This window comes from Roseobacter sp. FCG-D35, from assembly GCF_033436665.1.
GTDB lineage: Bacteria > Pseudomonadota > Alphaproteobacteria > Rhodobacterales > Rhodobacteraceae > JAWQFO01.
Genome location: NZ_JAWQFO010000005.1, coordinates 1 through 18354 on the forward strand (window position 1 = coordinate 1; position 18354 = coordinate 18354).

The window sequence follows — 18354 nt, forward strand, 5'->3', positions numbered from 1 at the left end:
GAAAACCTACAGCACCCGCTGCGACACCACCAAGATCCCCTGCGTCTCAACATGGCGGTAGTTCAGCCGGGTGCCGCGTTGACAACCTCCGGCACCCTGCCTAGGGCATGACAGCAGCAGACAACGGCGAAAAACGGCAACAGCCGGCGGACCAGACAGCCTTGACCCCGAGAATCTACACCGCCTACCACAAGTCGGCGCCGCTTCTGGAAAGCGATATCGTCACGCCGATCCACGTCGGGCGGGCGCTGCACGACAAGCGCCTTCCGGGCATGATCGGCGATGACACCGGCGACAACATCTCGGCGAAAAACCAGGGGTATTGCGAACTGACCGCGCTCTACTGGGCGTGGAAGAACGACCGCGACGCCACGCATATCGGTCTCATGCATTATCGCCGCGTGCTCGACTACGACAACGCGCACAGTGGTCAGGCGGAAACGTTCGTCGCGCGGTTCGACATTCCCGACTGGCTCGACCGCACCGAAACCTGGCTCGGCGCGAATGCCGATGTGGACCTGGTGCTTCCGCGCCCGCATGTCATGGGACGGACGCTGGCCGAGAACTTCCGGACCCGGCACCGGGCGCAGGACTGGGATCGCACGCGCGAGATCATCGCCGAGCGCTATCCGGAAGACCTGGCGGATTTCGACAAGGTGTCGGCCGCCTACGAGATCCGGCTTGGCAACATGTTCATCATGCGCCGCGCGTTGTTCGATGCCTATTGCGGCTGGCTCTTCGATATCCTGGAGCGGCTCGAGGCCACGCCGCTCGACCGCGAGACCTATTCGCCGGAGCAGTCGCGCTACATCGGGTTCGTGGCCGAGCGGCTGTTCACCGTCTGGGTCGAGAAGATCAAGCGCGACCAGCCGGAGTTGCGCCTGCACGAGACCGGCATTCTCAACATGAGCCGCGCGGTGATCCTGCCCTGGATGACCGGGCCGGCACTGAACGGACCCGAGCATGTCAACGTGGCCTTCGCCGCGGATCGCGATTACCTTCCGCACACGGCGGCGATGCTGGCCTCGCTGCTCGAGCATGCCGATCCGAAGCGGGTTCTGAACCTGTTTTTCCTGCACTCGGACGTTGGCGAGGCCGCGCGCGCGATGCTGCGCGAAGTCCTGATCGGATATCCGAATGCGCGCCTGCACGAGATGAACGCGGGCGCCACCTTCGATGAGGCCTACAGATCGAAGAGCCGGGCGCCGTCGAACACGACCTACAACCGCTTCCTGCTGTTCGACCTGCTGCCGGACATCGAGCGCCTGCTTTACGTCGATGTCGACATGATCTTCCGGGGCGACGTGGCGCAGATCTTCGACACCGAGATGGGCGACCACCCGCTGGGCGCCGTGACCGACCACATCATGACCCGGACCCTGACCGGGACAACCCCGACGATCGATCCGGCGGTGCCGGACCTCTACGACTACCATCGTCAGACCCTCGGGCTGAACGACGCGCAGATCGCGCGTTACTTCAACGCCGGCCTGCTGCTTTTCAACTTCAAGGCGATGGACGTGAAGGCCACCGGGGCGGCGCTGATGAAGATGGCGCTCGAGGGGCAGTACATGTTCCGCGACCAGGACGTCATGAACGCCTTCTTCAAGGACAGCGTCCTGACGCTGGACGCGCGCTACAACGTGCTCAACACGGTGATCGAGGGCTACAACCGCGTGCCGAAAGCAAACCACGCCGAGGCGATGGCGGCCCGGCGCGATCCGGTGGTGATCCACTACGCGGCGGGCGATTACAAGCCGTGGAACGAGGACGCGGTGCCGATGGCGGCGCACTATTGGCACGCGCTCATGCGCACGCCGTTTTTTGCCGAGGTGACATCGGGCATGCAGAGCCGGGCCTCACTCCGCACGCGAGGCACGATCGTGCGCGGCGGGATTGCGTTGGCCAACAGGTTCCCTGCGTTGCGGCCGTTCCTGATGCGCACCTACGCGCAGATCCGGCGCGTCAGGTGAGCGGCACAGCTCCACGTATCGGCGTCAGCGAGTCCGCGGGATGCGTGACGCGCTAGCTCAGGCGGGACGGCGTGTCGCCGCGCTCTTTGCGCCGCAACAGGAGTGGCGACCGGTCTACTTCGTGGCGTCTCCCTACAAGACCGCGACGACCACCGTCGGTCAGGCGCTGATCACGCTCGGTGCCGCGAAGTTTCAGATGCGCTACAAGCAAGGGCTTTTGACCGACCTCCGTCCGACCATCCGAGAGATGAACGCCTCGGTGCCGAAAAATGCAGATGCGCGGGACTATATCGCGGCGAACGCTGATGCGCTCCGCGATCCCTTCGCATCGGTTCTGCCGCTTCTGAGATCCTACGACGTCTTTCATGACGCGCCTCTCGGACACAGCCACATTCATCCGTTCATCCTCAAGGCGCTCGAGTCGCAGGCGCGGTTCATCTGGGTGAACCGCCCGCGCAAGGAATGGATCGCCTCGGTCCGTCGCTGGGAACAGTCACATCCGGACCTTTATCCCCGGCAATGGGAGTGGGACACCGAGCCGGGCGCGCGGCGCAAGGCGCTGCGCAAGTTCTGGGACAAGCGGTATCGCCGCTTTCAAAGGCTCGCGGCCGACTTCCCCGGGGACTGTCTTGAAATGGATGTCGCGGACCTCGCTTCTTGGGAGGTTCTGGCGAAGTTCTGCGACCGGCCGGCGCCACCGGGCAGGCCGGAGGCGCGCAACGTCAGCCGCAGCTAGCTGCCGGTCCGCACCATCTTGCCGTTCTCGAAATGGATGCCGCACTCGGTCTTTTCGCTGTCTGCCCAGCGTCCGGCGCGGGCATCCTCGCCCGGGGCCACGGCGCGCGTGCAGGGCGCGCAGCCGACAGACAGGAAGCCCTGGCCCTTCAGGGGATGTTCGGGCAGGTCGTGCGCCTGCATGTAGCCTGCCACGTCGTCGGCGCTCCAGTCGATGAGCGGGTTCACCTTGATCCAGCGGTCCTGGGTCTCAAAGAGCTGCATGTCCGAGCGCGTCGCCGCCTGGCCGCGCTTGCGTCCGGTGATCCAGCAGGCCAGCGGACGGAGGGCGGCAAGCATCGGCAGGGTCTTGCGGACGTGACAGCAAAGATCGGGGTTGCGCTGGTGCAGGGTGCCGTCGGGATCGTCGGCCTGGACCGACGCGGGACGCGGCGTGATGGTCTGGATGTTGCACAGGCCGAGACGCGCCACGAGGTCGTCGCGGTAGGCAAGCGTCTCGGGAAAGTGTTTGAGCGTGTCGAGAAAGATGACCGGCACGAAGGGGTCGATCCGGCTGATCATGTGCAACAGCACGGCCGAGTCCGTGCCGAAGGAAGAGACGAGACCGATGCGGCCCGCGAATTCGTTGCCGACGATGGAACCGAGAATGTCTTCGGCGTCGCGTCCCTTGTAGCGCTGGGTCAGACCCGTGGCGCGGTCGCGCAGTTCAAGTCGGCTGTTGGTTTCGAATGTCGTCATACCGGCCTCCGCCGGGGACCGGTCCCGGCCCGCTCGCTCGACGCGCCCGCAAGCCGGGGGCGGCGTCTCAGGAAAAGGTGCACCTCGTGTCTCGGCGCAGCCTCGGGTCAGGTCAACCCCCGTGTCGTTCAAGTACAGGCTTGGGCGGTAGAAATTCGCCCGATGGTGCAAAACTGTCCTGCGGCAGGCGTGATCCTCGCGCAATTTTGCACACAGGCCAAACTACATCGTTACGCAACCAACCTTGGACTGTTCATGGAAAAGAGTGCTATTGACAAAATATGGAACGTTCCATCAAAAGGGGTCTGTGGAACGTTCCACACGAGTGGGGGAAATCCGATGAGCAAGCTTGTCACCGCGGCGGAGGCTGTCGCCCGTATTCCCGACCGTGCGGTCGTGACGGTGTCGTCATCCTCGGCCCTGGGGTGTCCCGATCTTGTCCTGCAGGCACTCGGGGCGCGCTTCGACGATACCGGACAGCCGCGGGACCTGACGACGATCCATCCGATTGCGGCGGGGGATATGTACGGGGTCAAAGGTGTCGACCACATCGCCAAGGACGGGTTGCTGTCCCGGATCCTTGGTGGTTCCTACCCGTCGGGACCATCGTCCAAGCCGATGCCGGAGATCTGGAAGATGATCGTCGAGAACCGGGTGGCGGCCTACAACCTGCCGTCGGGCGTCCTGTTCGACATGAACCGCGAGGCCGCGGCGAACCGTCCCGGCGTTCTGACCAAGGTCGGGCTGAACACCTTCGTCGACCCGATCCGCGAAGGCTGTGCGATGAACGAGCGCGCAGCGGAGACACCGGTGGTGCGTCGGGTCGAGTTCGACGGCGACACGTGGCTGCACTTCCCGAACGTGATCCCCAACGTCGCCATCATACGGGCCACGACGGCCGACGAGACCGGCAACCTGACCTTCGAGCACGAAGGCGCCTATCTGGGCGGGCTCGAACAGGCGATCTGCGTGCGCAACCACGGTGGGCTGGTCATCGCGCAGGTGTCCCGCGTGACCATGCGCGGCTCGCTGCGCCCGCACGACGTGCGCGTGCCGGGGCATCTGGTCGACCTCGTGGTGATCGACGCGGACCAGAAGCAGACCTGCGAGACCCACTATGATCCGGCAATCTCGGGGCAGGTGATGCGGCCTTGGGATAGCTTCGCTCTTGCCGAGCATGGCGTCGAGAAGGTGATCGCGCGCCGCGCGGCAATGGAGCTGAAACCAGGCATGTCGGCCAATCTCGGGTTCGGCATTTCCGCGATGGTGCCGCGGATCCTCCTGGAAGAGGGGCACCCCGACGCCGTCACATGGGCCATCGAACAGGGCGCCGTGGGCGGCATGCCGTTGACCGGTTTCGCTTTTGGCTGCGCGTCGAACGCCGACGCCTTCGTGCCGTCCCCGCAGCAGTTCATCTACTTCCAGGGTGGCGGCTTCGACGTGTCATTTCTGTCTTTCCTCGAGGTCGACCTCGAGGGCAACGTCAATGTCTCCAAGCTTGGCAAGAAGCCCTACCTGACCGCCGGCTGCGGAGGCTTCGTCGACATCACAGCGGGTGCAAAAAAGATCGTCTTTTCCGGCTGGTTCGAGGCCGGCGCGCAGGTCGAGTTGCACGAGAATGGCATCCACATCGCGGCACCGGGCAAATTCACCAAAATGGTCGAGGCCGTCGAACACGTCACCTTCTCCGGCGCGCGGGCGCGCGAGTCGGGGCAGGAAGTGCTCTACATCACCGAGCGCTGCGTGATCCGGCTGACCGACGAAGGTCTGGTCGCAACCGAGATCATGCCCGGCATCGACCCCGACCGCGACATCGTGGCGGCCTCGGAAGGGCGCGTGAAGGTGGCGCAGAACGCCATCGCGCTGCCGCTGTCGCTTCTGCGGGACGCGCCGATGGGCTGGGGCGCATGAGCGCCGTCCATCTGTTGCGCGACGGCCAGGTTGCCGAGCTGCGGCTCGACAACCCTGCGAAGATGAACGCGTTCTCGGTCGAGATGCTGGCCCAGCTTTCCGGGCATCTCGAGGTGATCGAGCGTGATGCCTCGATCGCGGCGGTGATGCTGACGGCAGAAGGCGACCGGGCCTTCTGTACAGGGGCCGACATCAACGGCTGGGGCGATCTGAGCCCGGCCGAGTTCGCGCGGCACTGGGTGCGCGACGGACACCGGATTTTCGATCGCCTTGCGCGCCTCTCGAAACCGACCATCGCCGTATTGCAAGGTCATGCCTTCGGTGGCGGGCTCGAACTGGCCGCGGCCTGCGACCTGCGGGTGATGGCGCCAAAGGCCGCGCTCGCCCTGCCGGAGGCAGGGGTCGGGATCGTGCCGGGATGGTCGGGCACGCAGCGCCTGCTGCGGCTGCTGCCCGAACCCGTGGTCAAGGAAATGGCCCTTTTCGGTCACCGCATCAAGGCGGAGCGGGCCCTGGCATTCGGCTTCGTCGCCGCCGTGTCGGACGATCCGCACGACGCGGCCCGGGCGCTTCTGGAGCGCGCACTCACCCTGTCGCCGCGCGCGGTGGAGATCTCAAAGTCGATGATCCACGCGGCGCAGGGCGAAGACCGAGGCGCGATGGTCGAGGCTCTGGGCAGTGCCGCAATCGCCGCCACCGACGACCGCCGGGAGGGCGTCAGCGCCTTCCGCGAGAAACGCAAACCGGACTTTTCGGGACAGTGAGCATGAAAGACCTGCACGTCGTCGCCGACCAGGCGCTGGAGCTTCCCGCGACGCCCTACCAGGCGAGACACTTCATCGACGGGGCGCAGAGCTACAGCGCCGATGGGCGTACCTCCGACCGCGTCTCGCCGTCGCATGGCGTCGTGGTCAGCCGGGCCGCGCTTGGCGGGACCGCCGAGACCGAGGCGGCGATCAGGGCGGCCCGCACGGCCTTCGATGATGGCCGCTGGAGCCGGCTGTCGGGCAAGGAACGCGGCACGATACTGATGAAGGTGGCCGACCTCATCGAGAAAAACGAGGAGCGGCTGGCTCTGATCGAAACGCTGGAAAGCGGCAAGCCGATCTCGCAGGCGCGCGGCGAATGCGGCGGTGCCGCCGACCTGTGGCGCTTTGCTGCATCACTGGCGCGAACCAGTCACGGCGACAGCCACAACACGCTGGGCGCGGACATGCTGGGCGTGGTTCTGAAAGAACCGATCGGCGTGGTCTCGATCATCACACCCTGGAACTTCCCGTTCTGGATCCTCAGCCAGAAGCTGCCGTTCGCTTTGGCCGCCGGCTGCACCTGCGTGGTCAAGCCGTCCGAGCTGACCCCTTCGACCACCGCGATGCTGGCGGAATTGTTGATCGAGGCCGGTCTGCCCGCCGGGGTCTGCAACATCGTGCTGGGCCACGGCGACCCGGTCGGCACCCTGATGAGCCGGCACGAAGATGTCGACATGATCAGCTTTACCGGCTCGACCGCCGTGGGCAAGCGGATCACCAAGGCGGCCGGAGACACGCTGAAGAAGGTCGCGCTGGAACTTGGCGGCAAGAACCCGCAGGTGATCTTTCCCGACGCCGACCTTGAGGGTGCCGCCGATGCCGTGACCTTCGGCATCTACTTCAACGTCGGCCAGTGCTGCAATTCCTCGAGCCGGATCATCGTTCACGAAGACATAGCCGAGGACTTCGTGGCGCGCGTGGTCGCGCTGTCGAAAAAGGTCGCCTTCGGCAATCCGCTCAATCCCGAGACGCAGGTCGGGGCCATCGTCTCGGCGGAGCATCGAGAGAAGATCGACGGTTACGTCAAGGCGGCGCAGGCTGAGGGGGCCGAGGTCTACCTTGGTGGCGACGCGCTGACGGTGCCGGGGCTGAGTGACCAGTTCTACCAGCCGACGGTCGTGCGCGGCGTCACGCCCGACATGGCGATCGCCCGCGAAGAGGTGTTCGGCCCGGTCGTCGCGGTGCTGACCTTTCGCACGCTGGACGAGGCCATTGCACTGACCAACGACGCGCACTACGGCTTGTCGGCGGGTGTCTGGAGTGAGAACGTCCATACGTGCCTGGCCTTCGCCCGCCGCGCGCAGGCGGGAACGGTCTGGACCAACACCTGGATGGACGGTTTTCCGGAACTAGCATTCGGCGGCATGAAGCAATCCGGTCAGGGCCGTGAAATCGGGAGTTACGGCTTCGACGAATTTCTCGAGGTGAAATCGCTCGTGATGCGGGTCGGCCGCACGCGGGCACCTTGGGTCAAGTCTGCCTGAGCCGTAACCGGCTCGGGACGTCCAACGCAAAAAACAGGAGGAGATCTCAATGCGTGGATACATCGGAAAACATACGGCGCTGGTCGGCGCGCTGCTCGCCACGACGAGCATGGCATCGGCGGAGGACGTCGAGGTTCTGCACTGGTGGACCTCGGGCGGCGAGGCGGCCGCGCTCAATGTTCTCAAGGAGGATCTTCAGACACAGGATATCGGCTGGCAGGACATGCCGGTCGCCGGCGGCGGCGGCACCGAGGCGATGACCGTGCTGCGCGCCCGCGTCACCTCGGGCAACCCGCCGACCGCCGTGCAGATGCTCGGGTTCGACATCCTCGACTGGGCCGAGCAGGACGCGCTGGCGAACCTCAACGATGTCGCTGCCGAGGAAGGCTGGGACGCCGTGGTTCCCGACGCGCTCAAGGCCTTCTCGATGCATGACGGCAACTGGATCGCGGCACCGGTCAACGTGCATTCGACGAACTGGGTCTGGGCCAACAAGTCGATCCTCGACGACCTCGGCATCGCGCAGCCCACCACTTGGGACGAATTCGTCGCAGCGCTCGAGGCGGTCAAGGCGTCGGGCAAGACTGCGCTGGCCCACGGCGGGCAAGCCTGGCAGGACGCAACCATCCTTGATGGTGTGATCCTGTCCACGGGTGGTGTCGACTTCTACAAGAAGGCCCTCATCGACCTCGACGCCGAGGCGCTTGGCTCGGACACGATGAAGGAAGCGTTCGACCGCATGGCCGTTCTGCGCAGCTACGTAGACGACAATTTCTCGGGGCGTGACTGGAACCTCGCGTCGGCCATGGTCATCAACGACGAGGCCGCGTTCCAGATCATGGGCGACTGGGCCAAGGGCGAGTTCCTGAATGCCGGCAAGGTGCCGGGCGAGGACTTCCTGTGCTTCCGCGTCCCGGGCTCGGAAGACGCGGTCAGCTTCAACTCGGACCAGTTCGCCATGTTCGGCGTGTCCGGCGACGAGGCCGTGCAGGCCCAGAACGCGATGGCGGCGGCGATCATGTCGCCCGAGTTCCAGTCCGCCTTCAATGTCGTGAAGGGGTCGGTGCCGGCACGGACCGACGTGCCGAACGACGATTTCGACGACTGCGGCAAGAAGGGCATGGCCGAACTCTCTGCGGCCAACGACGCCGGCACGCTCGTCGGCTCGATGGCGCATGGGCACGCCAATCGCGCTGCCGTGAAGAACGCGATCTACGACGTCGTGACCGCGCATTTCAACGGCGAGTACGACAGCGAAACGGCGGTCCAGGAACTGGTGACCGCGGTCGAGATCAACAAGTGATCTGAACGAAAAACGGAGAGCGCGCGTTTGCGCGCGCTCTCCATCAGGAGGAAACCCGACATGACATACACCGCGTCCGCGCCCCGGGACCGCGCGAGCACCAGAAAGGTGGACTGGTTGCAGGACGCGCTGCCCAAGCTCGTCCTCAGCCCAAGCCTCGCGATCGTTCTGGTCTTCGTCTACGGGTTCATCCTCTTCACCTTCTACCTGTCCTTCACCGACAGCCGCATCCTGCCGTCCTTCGGCTGGGTCGGATGGCAGAACTACGACCGGCTGTTCTCGATCCGCGAGTGGGACATCGCGGTGGTGAACGTCCTGATCTTTGGCGGTCTCTACATCGCGATCTGTTGCATCCTCGGCCTCCTGCTCGCGATCCTGCTCGACCAGAAGATCCGCGCCGAAGGCTTCATCCGTACGGTTTATCTCTACCCGATGGCGCTGAGCTTCATCGTGACAGGCATCGCGTGGAAATGGTTCCTCGATCCCGGCATCGGGTTGCAGGCGGTGGTGCGCTCCTGGGGCTGGGAAAGCTTCACCTTCACCTGGATCAAGGACAGCGACATGGCGATCTATACCATCGTCATCGCCGCGGTCTGGCAGACCAGCGGTTTCGTGATGGCGATGTTCCTCGCCGGGCTGCGCGGTATCGACAACGAGGTGATGAAGGCCGCGCAGATCGACGGCGCCTCCACCGTGGCGCTGTATCGCCGGATCATCATCCCACAGCTCAGACCGGCCTTCATGTCGGCGTTCGTCGTGCTCGCGCACATGGCGATCAAGTCCTACGACCTGATCATCGCGCTGACCGGCGGCGGCCCCGGCTCGGCGACCGCGATGCCCGCGACCTTCATGTATTCCTACACCTTCACCCGCAACCAGATGGGGATCGGGGCGGCGTCGGCGGTGATCATGCTGATGTCGATCGCTGCGATCATGGTGCCCTATATCTACTCCGAACTCAGGGAGAAGTCGTGATGGCCGGGTCCGCCGCTTCTCAGCAGGTCGTGCGCACCGGTGCCGGCGCCCGGTTCGTGATCTACGTCATCCTGACGCTCTTCTGCCTTTACTACCTGCTGCCGCTCTACGTCATGGTGGTCAACTCGCTGAAACCGCTCAGCGAGATCACTGCCGGCGGCATGATGGCGCTGCCGAACGAGTGGACCGTTGCGCCGTGGGCCAGCGCCTGGTCGACGGCGCAGGTCGGTGTCGAGGCCACGGGACTGCGTCCCTATTTTCTCAACTCGATCCTGATGGTCGTGCCGGCCGTCGCCCTGTCGACCATCCTTGGTGCGCTCAACGGCTACGTGCTGACCAAGTGGCGGTTCCGCGGCGATACGATCATCTTCGGCCTGCTGCTCTTCGGATGCTTCATCCCGTTCCAGATGGTTCTGATCCCGATGGCGCGGATGCTGGGCCTGATGGGGCTGGCCGGATCCGTGCCGGGGCTGATCTTCGTCCACCTCGTCTACGGCATCGGCTTCTCGACGCTCTACTTCAAGAATTACTACCAGCAATTCCCGACCGAGCTGGTGCGCGCGGCGATGATCGACGGGGCGGGGTTCTTCACCATCTTCCGGCGGATCATGCTGCCGGCCTCGGGGCCGATCGCCGTGGTCTGCATCATCTGGCAGTTCACCAACATCTGGAACGACTTCCTGTTCGGGGCCTCGTTCTCGGACTTCGACAGCCAGCCGATGACCGTCGCGCTCAACAACCTCGTGCAATCCTCTACCGGGGTGAAGGAATACAACGTGCATTTCGCCGGCGCGATCCTCGCCGCGCTTCCCACGCTTCTCGTCTACATCGTCGCGGGCCGCTACTTCGTCCGCGGGCTGATGGCAGGCTCTGTGAAAGGATAACCGAGATGGGTTTTCTCGACATCAAGCAGGCGACCAAGTCCTACGGGGCGGTAAAGGTGCTGCATGAAACCGACATCTCGGTCGAAGAAGGCGAGTTCCTTGTGCTGGTCGGCCCTTCGGGCTGCGGCAAGTCCACGCTGCTCAACATGATCGCCGGGCTGGAGGAGGTCACCACCGGAGACATCGCGATCCGCGGCCAGTCGATGGCGGGTGTGAAGCCTGCGGATCGCAACATCGCGATGGTGTTCCAGTCCTACGCGCTCTACCCGACGATGAACGTCCGCGAGAACATTGCCTTCGGCCTCGAAATGCACGGCGTGCCCAAGCCCGAGCGCAAAAAGGCGGTGGCGCAGGTCGCAGACCTTCTGCAGATCGGCCACCTTCTCGACCGCAAACCGGGCCAGCTTTCGGGCGGCCAGCGCCAGCGCGTCGCCATGGGCCGGGCGCTGGTGCGCGATCCGGACGTGTTTCTCTTCGACGAGCCGTTGTCGAACCTCGACGCCAAGCTGCGCGTCGACATGCGCACCGAGATCAAGAAGCTGCACCAGAAGCTCGGCACGACCATCGTCTACGTGACCCATGACCAGATCGAGGCGCTGACGCTCTCGACGCGCATCGCGGTGATGTACGGCGGCCATGTCCAGCAACTCGGCACGCCGAAGGAGATCTACGACCGTCCCGCAAACATGTTCGTCGCTGGTTTCATGGGCTCGCCATCAATGAATCTTTTTCCGGCCACCGTGGCCGAAGAGAACGGGAAAGCGGTTGCCACGGTCTCGCTGAGCGGCGGGTCCGCGGTCAGCCTGCCGTTCCCGGGGAACAGCGGGATGTCCGGCCACGCGGGGCGCGAGATCATGTTGGGTATCCGACCCGAAGCGATCACCGATCCCGATGGTGCCGACCGCAACGGCATGGCAGTGCACCACATCGAGGCGAAAGTCGAGGTGACCGAACCCGCCGGCTCGGACACCTTCGTGGTCACGCATCTCGGCGGCAAGGAGGTCACCGGCCGCTTCCGCGCCGATGTCGACGTCAGCCCGGGCAAGGTGTTTCCCTTTGCTATCAACATGGACAAGGCCGTGGCCTTCGACCCCGAGACGGAGCAACGCATCTCGGCATGACGGAGGCGGCCGACATCATCGTCATCGGCTCCGGCATGGGCGGCGCAACCCTGGCTGCGGCCCTCGCCGGGTCCGGTCGTCGCATCCTGATCCTGGAGCGCGGCGAACACCTGCGTCCCTCGGTCCATGACCGGAGCGACAGGTCGATCTTCGTCGACGGTCATTACCGGCCCGACGAGGAATGGCTCGATGGCGAGGGAAAGCCGTTCAACCCGGGCAACTACTATTTCGTCGGCGGAAACTCCAAGTTCTACGGTGCGGTGCTGTTGCGCTACCGGGCCGAGGATTTCTCACCGATCACGCACATCGGCGGCACCACACCCGGCTGGCCGATCTCCTATGACGAGCTGGAGCCGTTCTACGGCCGGGCCGAGAAACTCTACCAGGTCCGTGGCGAGCTCGGCGCCGACCCGACCGAGCCGCCGCACGCGCACCCCTATCCGCACCCTCCGGTGCCCGAGGAACCCGAAATCGCCGACTTGCGAGCGCGGCTATCATCGGCCGGATTGCATCCGAGCGCCCTCCCGCTTGGTGTCGATCTCGGCCGGTGGCTGTCGCGGGGATCGACGCCCTGGGATGCCTTTCCGGACGTGGACGGCGGCAAGCTGGACGCGGAATCCGCCGCGCTTGCAAAGGCGCTCCGGCACAACACGGTGTCCCTGCGCACCGGGGCGAAGGTCGCGCGCATCCTGACCGGTGCGGGCAACGCCGTGACGGGCGTCGAACTGGACACCGGAGAGGTGCTGACTGCCTCGACCGTCGTGCTTGCAGCCGGGGCGGTGCAGAGCGCAGCGCTGCTGCTGGCCTCGGCGGACGCGGCAAATCCCGCCGGGATCGCAAACCGGTCCGACCAGGTCGGGCGGAACTTCATGAACCACAATTGTTCGGCCGTCCTCGCGTTGCACCCGTTCCGGCGCAACGGGTCGGTCTACCAGAAGACGTTGGCCCTGAACGACTTCTACCTGACCGGCGGGCCCGGCGGCGAACCGCTGGGCAATATCCAGCTTCTGGGCAAGATTTCGGGTCCGATCCTGCAATCGGCCTCTTCCCTGCCCGGACCGCTGGCGAACTGGATCGCGGCCCGCTCGGTCGACGTCTACGCCATGTCCGAGGACCTGCCGGACCCGGACAGCCGGGTGCGCCTGAAGGACGGCCGGATCGTGCTCGACTGGAAACGCTCGAACTGGGAGGCGCATGTCGCTCTGGTGAAAAAGATCAAGAGCGTGCTGCGCAAGGCCGGCTACCCGGTCGTGCTGTCGCGCGCCTTCGACCGGCGCACGCCCTCGCACCAGTGCGGCACGGCGCGGATGGGAAGCGATCCCGCCAGCAGCGTCGTCGATACGTACTGCCGCAGCCACGATCACCCCAACCTCTACATTGCCGACGCCTCGGTCCTGCCGACCTCGGCGGCGGTGAACCCTGCCCTTACCGTCGCGGCGCTTGCGATGCGCGCGGCGGACCATATCGCACATGAACGTCAGGCGGCCTGACACAAGACCCGCCTGCCGTTTCGAGGACTGAACGATGACCGAAGGCTACGATTTCATCATCATCGGCGGAGGCTCGGCCGGCTCGGTCCTCGCAGGTCGGCTTTCGGAGAATCCCGACGCTCGGGTGTTGCTGCTGGAAGCCGGCGGCAGCGACCGGCACCCGTTCTACCACCTGCCAGCCGGGTTCGCGAAGATGACCAAGGGCATCGGGTCTTGGGGCTGGGACACGGTCCCGCAGCGCCACATGAAGGGAAAAGTGTTCCGCTACACGCAGGCCAAGGTGATCGGCGGCGGCTCGGCGATCAATGCCCAGATCTACACGCGCGGCAATGCGCAGGATTACGATGACTGGCGGCAGATGGGCTGCGAGGGCTGGAGCTACGAGGACGTGCTGCCCTATTTCCGCAAGGCCGAGGACAACGAGACCCACGAGAACCGCTATCACGGCACGGGCGGACCCCTGGGCGTCAGCGAGCCGCGCGCGCCCCTGCCGATCTGCGAGGCCTATTTCGAAGCGGCGGCGAAGCTGGGCATCCCGCGCAACAGGGACGTCAACGGAGAGAAGCAGGACGGTGCCTGCTATTACCAGCTGACCCAGCGCAACGCGCGGCGGTCGTCTGCGGCGATGGCCTATGTCGCGCCGAACCGGAACCGCGCGAACCTCGAGGTGCGACTCGGCGCGCAGGTCCGCAGGCTCATCGTCGAGACCGGGCGCGCCACGGGAGTCGAGCTTCTGGACGGCACGCGGCTGACGGCGGACCGCGAGGTGCTGCTGTGCTCGGGCGCCATCGGTTCGCCGCGGTTGTTGCAGCTGTCGGGGATCGGCCCGGCAGATCACCTCGAGCCTCTGGGGATCGACGTGGTCCTCGACCAGCCCGGGGTCGGCGCGAACCTTCAGGACCACCTCGATCTCTACTGCATCAGTGAACTCAGCGGGCCACACAGCTATGACCGCTACACCCGTCCGCACTGGGCCGCGCTCGCGGGGTTGCGCTACCTCTTTGGGCGCAAGGGGCCGGTCGCCTCGTCGCTCTTCGAGACGGGTGGGTTCTGGTATGCCGACCCCGGTGCACGCTCGCCGGACCTGCAGCTGCATCTCGGTCTCGGGACCGGGATCGAGCATGGCGTCGCCTCGATGCCGCAGGGCGGGGTGACCTTGAATTCGTGCTACCTGCGTCCACGGTCGCGCGGGACGGTGCGCCTGCAAAGCACCGATCCGGCCAGTGCGCCGCTGATCGACCCGAACTACCTTGCCGATCCGCTCGACCGGGAAATGACGATCCGCGGGCTGAAACTGACACAGGAGATCCTCGCGCAGGAGCCGCTGCAGAAATACATCCTGGCCGAGCGTCTGCCCGGCCCGGAGGTCAGAACCGACCAGGACTATTTCGACTTCATCTGCGTGCATTCGAAGACCTCGCACCATTGCGCCGGCACTTGCCGCATGGGTGTCGACGATGCCGCGGTGGTGGACACGCGCCTGCGGTTCAACGGCATCGACGGTCTCAGGGTCGTGGACAACTCGATCATGCCGACGGTCATCTCGTCGAACACCAACGCCGCGGCCATCATGATCGGCGAGAAGGCCGCCGACATGATCAAGGCCGACAACGGGATGGGCTGAGGATGCCGCGTCGCACGTTCCCCGTCTCCAGAATGCCCATCGCCGTGCAATTGCCGCGAAGCGTCGGTGTCGCAACCGACCCGGGACGGGGGTGAGACAGGACGATCATGGCCCGCCGACCGACCATCATCGACGTTGCCCGCGAAGCCGGTGTCTCCAAATCGACCGTGAGCCTCGTTCTGCAGAACAGCCCGACCGTGCGCGAGGAAACCCGCAAGCAAGTGCGCGAGGTCATGGCGCGGATCGGGTACGTCTACAACCGCGCTGCAGCGAACATGCGGATGTCGAACGCGGGGCTAATGGGGCTCGTGATCAACGATCTGCGCAATCCGTTCTTCACGCAATTCGCCACCTCGCTGCAAATGGCGCTGTCGGCGCGCGGCTACTCGGCCGTTGTGGCCAACACCGACGAGGATCCGGCGCTGCAGGCGCAGGTGGTGGGCGCAATGATCGAGCATGGCGTGTCGGCAATGATCATGTCGCCGGTCTACGGCGGCGAGGCCAAGACCTTCGACACGCTTGCGCTGGCCGGCATTCCGTCGATGCAGGTGCTGCGCAAGGTCGAGCCCCGCACGGACCTCTTCCCCTTCGCGGCGCCCGACTATGCCGCAGGCAGCCGGCTGGCCACCGAACACCTGCTGCGCGGCGGCGCGCGGCGGATTGCCTTCGTTGGCGGCGGTGCGGGCCTTTCGGTCACGCGCGAACGCATGTCGGGCTATCTCGCGGCGCTGGAGCTGGCCGGTTTGCAGCCGCTGGTGCTGCCGGGACGCGCCACGCGGGCATTCGGGCGCGACGCGGCCCTGCGTCTTGCCGCCGACAACCCGGAGGTCGATGCGGTGATCGCCTTCAACGATCAGGTCGCCATCGGGATCCTGTCCGGCTGCGCCGAGATCGGCCGAACCGTGGGAGATGCGCTGAAAGTCGTCGGCTTCGACGATATCGAGGAAGCGGCCCAGACCTGGCCCCCGCTGAGTTCTGTGCGCTGCGATGTCGACGGGTTCGGCAGGTGGATTGCGGACACGATCCTGTCCTGGCTCGAGGACGGAAAAACCCCGCCGCCCGAGGCACGCACGCCGGTGGACCTGGTCGTGCGCGGATCGAGCGGAGGCTGACGCCGTGCTGCGAACCGCCCCGCGAAACTGAGAATGAGACTGGCTGGCACCCGATGCCGGCAACCCGGAGAGCAAGATGGACAGCACCGTACCCCAGCACATTCTCGACGCGCTGACCGATGTCGACATGCCGCGCCTGCCGCCGGAGGATCCGGCGTCCGCGCATGTCGAGGTCGCGGGTCTGCGCCTGCCGGTATACCGCTCGGGCTGCGTGGTCGTCGGCAGCGGTGCCGCTGGGCTACGCACCGCCGTCGAACTGCACCGCCGGGGCGGCGATGTCAGCGTGCTCAGCCAGAGTGCATGGGGCGGCACTTCGGCCTGTTCGGGGTCGGACAAGCAGACGCTGCATACCGCAAACACCGCCGCAACCGGCGACGACCTCATGGCAATGGCACGGGCCATCCGCTCGGGCGGCGCCATGGACGCGGACACGGCCTATATCGAGGCGGTGGGATCGCCACGCATGATGGCCTCGCTGCAATACCTCGGCCTGCCGCTGCCGCAGGACACGTTGGGCGGCACGCTGCGCTACCAGACCGACCACGACGAGACCGGGCGCGCGACAAGCTGCGGCCCGCGGACCTCGCGCCTGATGGTCAAGGTTCTGGCCGAAGAGGCGATCCGGCTGGGCGTGCCGATCCACAACCAGACGACAGCCGCCCGCCTTCTGATGGAGAACGACGGACGGTCGGACCGCGTGCGCGGGGTTCTGGCCTTCCGCAATCGAGACCGGGATGCAGCGAACCCGACGGGTCTTGCCGTCTTCCTGGCCCCTGTCGTCGTCCTGGCCGCCGGCGGCCCGGGCGAGCTTTACCGCGACAGCGTGTATCCCAACGGCTGCTTCGGCGTTCTGGGCCTCGCGCTGGAGGCCGGGCTCGAACTCGTGAACCTGACCGAAAGCCAGTTCGGAATCGGAACCCGCCGCGAGAGCTTCCCGTGGAACCTGTCGGGCACCTACGTTCAGTCGATCCCGCATATCTACTCGGTCGATGCCGACGGGAACGAGCATCATTTCCTCGCCGACTGCTACCGCACTACGCAGGAACTGGCCTCGAACGTCTTCCGCAAGGGCTATCAATGGCCGTTCCACGCCACGCGGATGCTCGATTTCGCCTCCAGCCTCGTCGATCTTGCGGTCTGGCGCGAAGGTCAGGCCGGGCGCCGGGTGTTCATGGATTTCAATCGCAATCCGCTGCCGGTGCCGGGAGACGAACCCTTCAGCCTCGACCGGCTGGACGAGGATGTGGCGCGCTATCTCGGTACGGCCGGTGCCACCCAGGCCAGCCCGATCGAACGGCTGCGCCACATGAACCCGCTCGCGATCGAACTCTACAGGCGCTACAAGGTCGACATCGCCGCCGAGCCGCTGGAGTTCGCGGTCAACAACCAGCACATGAATGGCGGGATCGCGGTCGACACCTGGGGGCGGACCATCGTTCCGGGCGTCTACGCCGCAGGCGAGGCCGCGGGCACCCACGGCGTCACACGGCCGGGGGGTGCTGCGCTGAATGCCGGGCAGGTGTTCGGCACCCGCATCGGCGAACATATCGGCGCATCGGGGGCGGCGAAGGCATCCGCTGCCGGCTTTCCGCAGTCGGCTGTCGAAAGCGCGGTGGCGGCCATCACCGCGATCCTTGGCCCGCAGAGCCCGCACGAAATATCCGACGTCCGTGCGGAAGTTCAGGCCCGGATGAGCGACAGCGCCGGGCTGATCTGCGACGGCGAAAGCGTCGCACAGGCGAGGAAGGCGGCGATGTCCCTGAACGCCTCGATCCGGACATCGGGCATCGCGACCTCGCGCGATGCCGAGGCGTCGCGTGCCGTCCAGTGGCAGCAGATGGCGCTGGCGTCCGAAGCTGTTCTGACGGCGCTCGATCACTACATCTCCGCCGGGGGCGGCAGCCGTGGGGCGCGTGCAATCCGCGATCCGAAGGGAGAATCGCTTCCGCTGGCAAGATCCGGTGCGCTGGAAGACTTCCGCTTCCGCAACGAGCGCGCGGCGGACCGGGACGAGCAGATCGTCGTTCGCAAGGATGGTGATGATTTCACGGTATCGACGCGGCGCAACCGCACATTCGACGAAGACGCCAGGTCGTTCTTCGAGCGCGACTGGCCCGCGTCTCTGACCGGTGCCATCTACGATCTGGACCGGGAATAACGCGGAACGGGATCGGGCGGGCCTATGCCATGATCTG

General features: G+C 65.6%; 14 protein-coding genes. 13 read left to right on the forward strand and 1 reads right to left on the reverse strand.

What is annotated here, in order from left to right:
* The first annotated feature begins 107 nt into the window (after positions 1-107).
* Both R5H30_RS12775 and R5H30_RS12780 read left to right on the forward strand, forming a co-directional pair.
* Positions 108-1973 (forward strand): DUF4422 domain-containing protein, encoded by a 1866-nt coding sequence (locus tag R5H30_RS12775; protein WP_318328794.1) that lies wholly within the window; start codon positions 108-110, stop codon positions 1971-1973.
* 40 nt (positions 1974-2013) lie between these two features.
* The gene (locus R5H30_RS12780) at positions 2014-2709 is read left to right on the forward strand and encodes a sulfotransferase (protein ID WP_318328795.1); all 696 of its coding nucleotides are present in this window, start codon (positions 2014-2016) and stop codon (positions 2707-2709) included.
* Here the strand turns inward: R5H30_RS12780 and R5H30_RS12785 are convergent.
* Positions 2706-3446 (reverse strand): phosphoadenylyl-sulfate reductase, encoded by a 741-nt coding sequence (locus R5H30_RS12785; RefSeq protein WP_318328796.1) that lies wholly within the window; start codon positions 3444-3446, stop codon positions 2706-2708. The genes R5H30_RS12780 and R5H30_RS12785 overlap by 4 nt on opposite strands.
* A 339-nt stretch (positions 3447-3785) precedes the next feature.
* Here R5H30_RS12785 and R5H30_RS12790 point away from each other — a divergent pair, with 339 nt between their 5' ends.
* From R5H30_RS12790 to R5H30_RS12840, 11 genes are all read left to right on the forward strand, one after another.
* The gene (locus tag R5H30_RS12790; RefSeq protein WP_318328797.1) at positions 3786-5357 is read left to right on the forward strand and encodes an acyl CoA:acetate/3-ketoacid CoA transferase; all 1572 of its coding nucleotides are present in this window, start codon (positions 3786-3788) and stop codon (positions 5355-5357) included.
* Positions 5354-6121, forward strand: coding sequence for an enoyl-CoA hydratase/isomerase family protein (locus tag R5H30_RS12795; protein ID WP_318328798.1), 768 nt, complete (start codon positions 5354-5356; stop codon positions 6119-6121). Before R5H30_RS12790 ends, R5H30_RS12795 begins: the two co-directional genes overlap by 4 nt.
* Positions 6122-6123: 2 nt before the next feature.
* Positions 6124-7650, forward strand: coding sequence for an aldehyde dehydrogenase family protein (locus R5H30_RS12800; protein WP_318328799.1), 1527 nt, complete (start codon positions 6124-6126; stop codon positions 7648-7650).
* A gap of 49 nt (positions 7651-7699) precedes the next feature.
* Entirely contained in the window at positions 7700-8953 is a 1254-nt protein-coding gene (locus tag R5H30_RS12805; protein ID WP_318328800.1) for an ABC transporter substrate-binding protein, read from the forward strand.
* A gap of 60 nt (positions 8954-9013) precedes the next feature.
* On the forward strand, positions 9014-9928 hold the full coding sequence (locus R5H30_RS12810) for a carbohydrate ABC transporter permease (protein WP_318328801.1): 915 nt from the start codon (positions 9014-9016) through the stop codon (positions 9926-9928).
* A complete protein-coding gene (locus R5H30_RS12815) occupies positions 9928-10812 on the forward strand; it encodes a carbohydrate ABC transporter permease (protein ID WP_318328802.1) in 885 nt (294 codons plus the stop codon). The genes R5H30_RS12810 and R5H30_RS12815 overlap by 1 nt, the downstream gene beginning before the upstream one ends.
* Before the next feature lie 5 nt (positions 10813-10817).
* Positions 10818-11933, forward strand: coding sequence for an ABC transporter ATP-binding protein (locus R5H30_RS12820; RefSeq protein ID WP_318328804.1), 1116 nt, complete (start codon positions 10818-10820; stop codon positions 11931-11933).
* Positions 11930-13423, forward strand: coding sequence for an FAD-dependent oxidoreductase (locus tag R5H30_RS12825; protein ID WP_318328805.1), 1494 nt, complete (start codon positions 11930-11932; stop codon positions 13421-13423). The genes R5H30_RS12820 and R5H30_RS12825 overlap by 4 nt, the downstream gene beginning before the upstream one ends.
* Before the next feature lie 34 nt (positions 13424-13457).
* Entirely contained in the window at positions 13458-15047 is a 1590-nt protein-coding gene (locus tag R5H30_RS12830) for a GMC family oxidoreductase (RefSeq protein WP_318328806.1), read from the forward strand.
* A 107-nt stretch (positions 15048-15154) separates the two neighbouring features.
* Positions 15155-16159 carry a LacI family DNA-binding transcriptional regulator gene (locus tag R5H30_RS12835; protein ID WP_318328808.1) on the forward strand — a complete coding sequence of 335 codons (1005 nt, stop codon included), beginning with the start codon at positions 15155-15157 and terminating at the stop codon, positions 16157-16159.
* 76 nt (positions 16160-16235) lie between these two features.
* Entirely contained in the window at positions 16236-18317 is a 2082-nt protein-coding gene (locus tag R5H30_RS12840) for an FAD-binding protein (protein ID WP_318328809.1), read from the forward strand.
* The last annotated feature ends 37 nt before the right edge of the window (positions 18318-18354 follow it).

Coding starts and splice junctions, on each gene's coding strand:
- R5H30_RS12775 (WP_318328794.1), top strand. CDS start 108: ATGACAGCAGCAGACAACGGCGAAAAACGGCAACAGCCGGCGGACCAG.
- R5H30_RS12780 (WP_318328795.1), top strand. CDS start 2,014: ATGCGTGACGCGCTAGCTCAGGCGGGACGGCGTGTCGCCGCGCTCTTT.
- R5H30_RS12785 (WP_318328796.1), bottom strand. CDS start 3,446: ATGACGACATTCGAAACCAACAGCCGACTTGAACTGCGCGACCGCGCC.
- R5H30_RS12790 (WP_318328797.1), top strand. CDS start 3,786: ATGAGCAAGCTTGTCACCGCGGCGGAGGCTGTCGCCCGTATTCCCGAC.
- R5H30_RS12795 (WP_318328798.1), top strand. CDS start 5,354: ATGAGCGCCGTCCATCTGTTGCGCGACGGCCAGGTTGCCGAGCTGCGG.
- R5H30_RS12800 (WP_318328799.1), top strand. CDS start 6,124: ATGAAAGACCTGCACGTCGTCGCCGACCAGGCGCTGGAGCTTCCCGCG.
- R5H30_RS12805 (WP_318328800.1), top strand. CDS start 7,700: ATGCGTGGATACATCGGAAAACATACGGCGCTGGTCGGCGCGCTGCTC.
- R5H30_RS12810 (WP_318328801.1), top strand. CDS start 9,014: ATGACATACACCGCGTCCGCGCCCCGGGACCGCGCGAGCACCAGAAAG.
- R5H30_RS12815 (WP_318328802.1), top strand. CDS start 9,928: ATGGCCGGGTCCGCCGCTTCTCAGCAGGTCGTGCGCACCGGTGCCGGC.
- R5H30_RS12820 (WP_318328804.1), top strand. CDS start 10,818: ATGGGTTTTCTCGACATCAAGCAGGCGACCAAGTCCTACGGGGCGGTA.
- R5H30_RS12825 (WP_318328805.1), top strand. CDS start 11,930: ATGACGGAGGCGGCCGACATCATCGTCATCGGCTCCGGCATGGGCGGC.
- R5H30_RS12830 (WP_318328806.1), top strand. CDS start 13,458: ATGACCGAAGGCTACGATTTCATCATCATCGGCGGAGGCTCGGCCGGC.
- R5H30_RS12835 (WP_318328808.1), top strand. CDS start 15,155: ATGGCCCGCCGACCGACCATCATCGACGTTGCCCGCGAAGCCGGTGTC.
- R5H30_RS12840 (WP_318328809.1), top strand. CDS start 16,236: ATGGACAGCACCGTACCCCAGCACATTCTCGACGCGCTGACCGATGTC.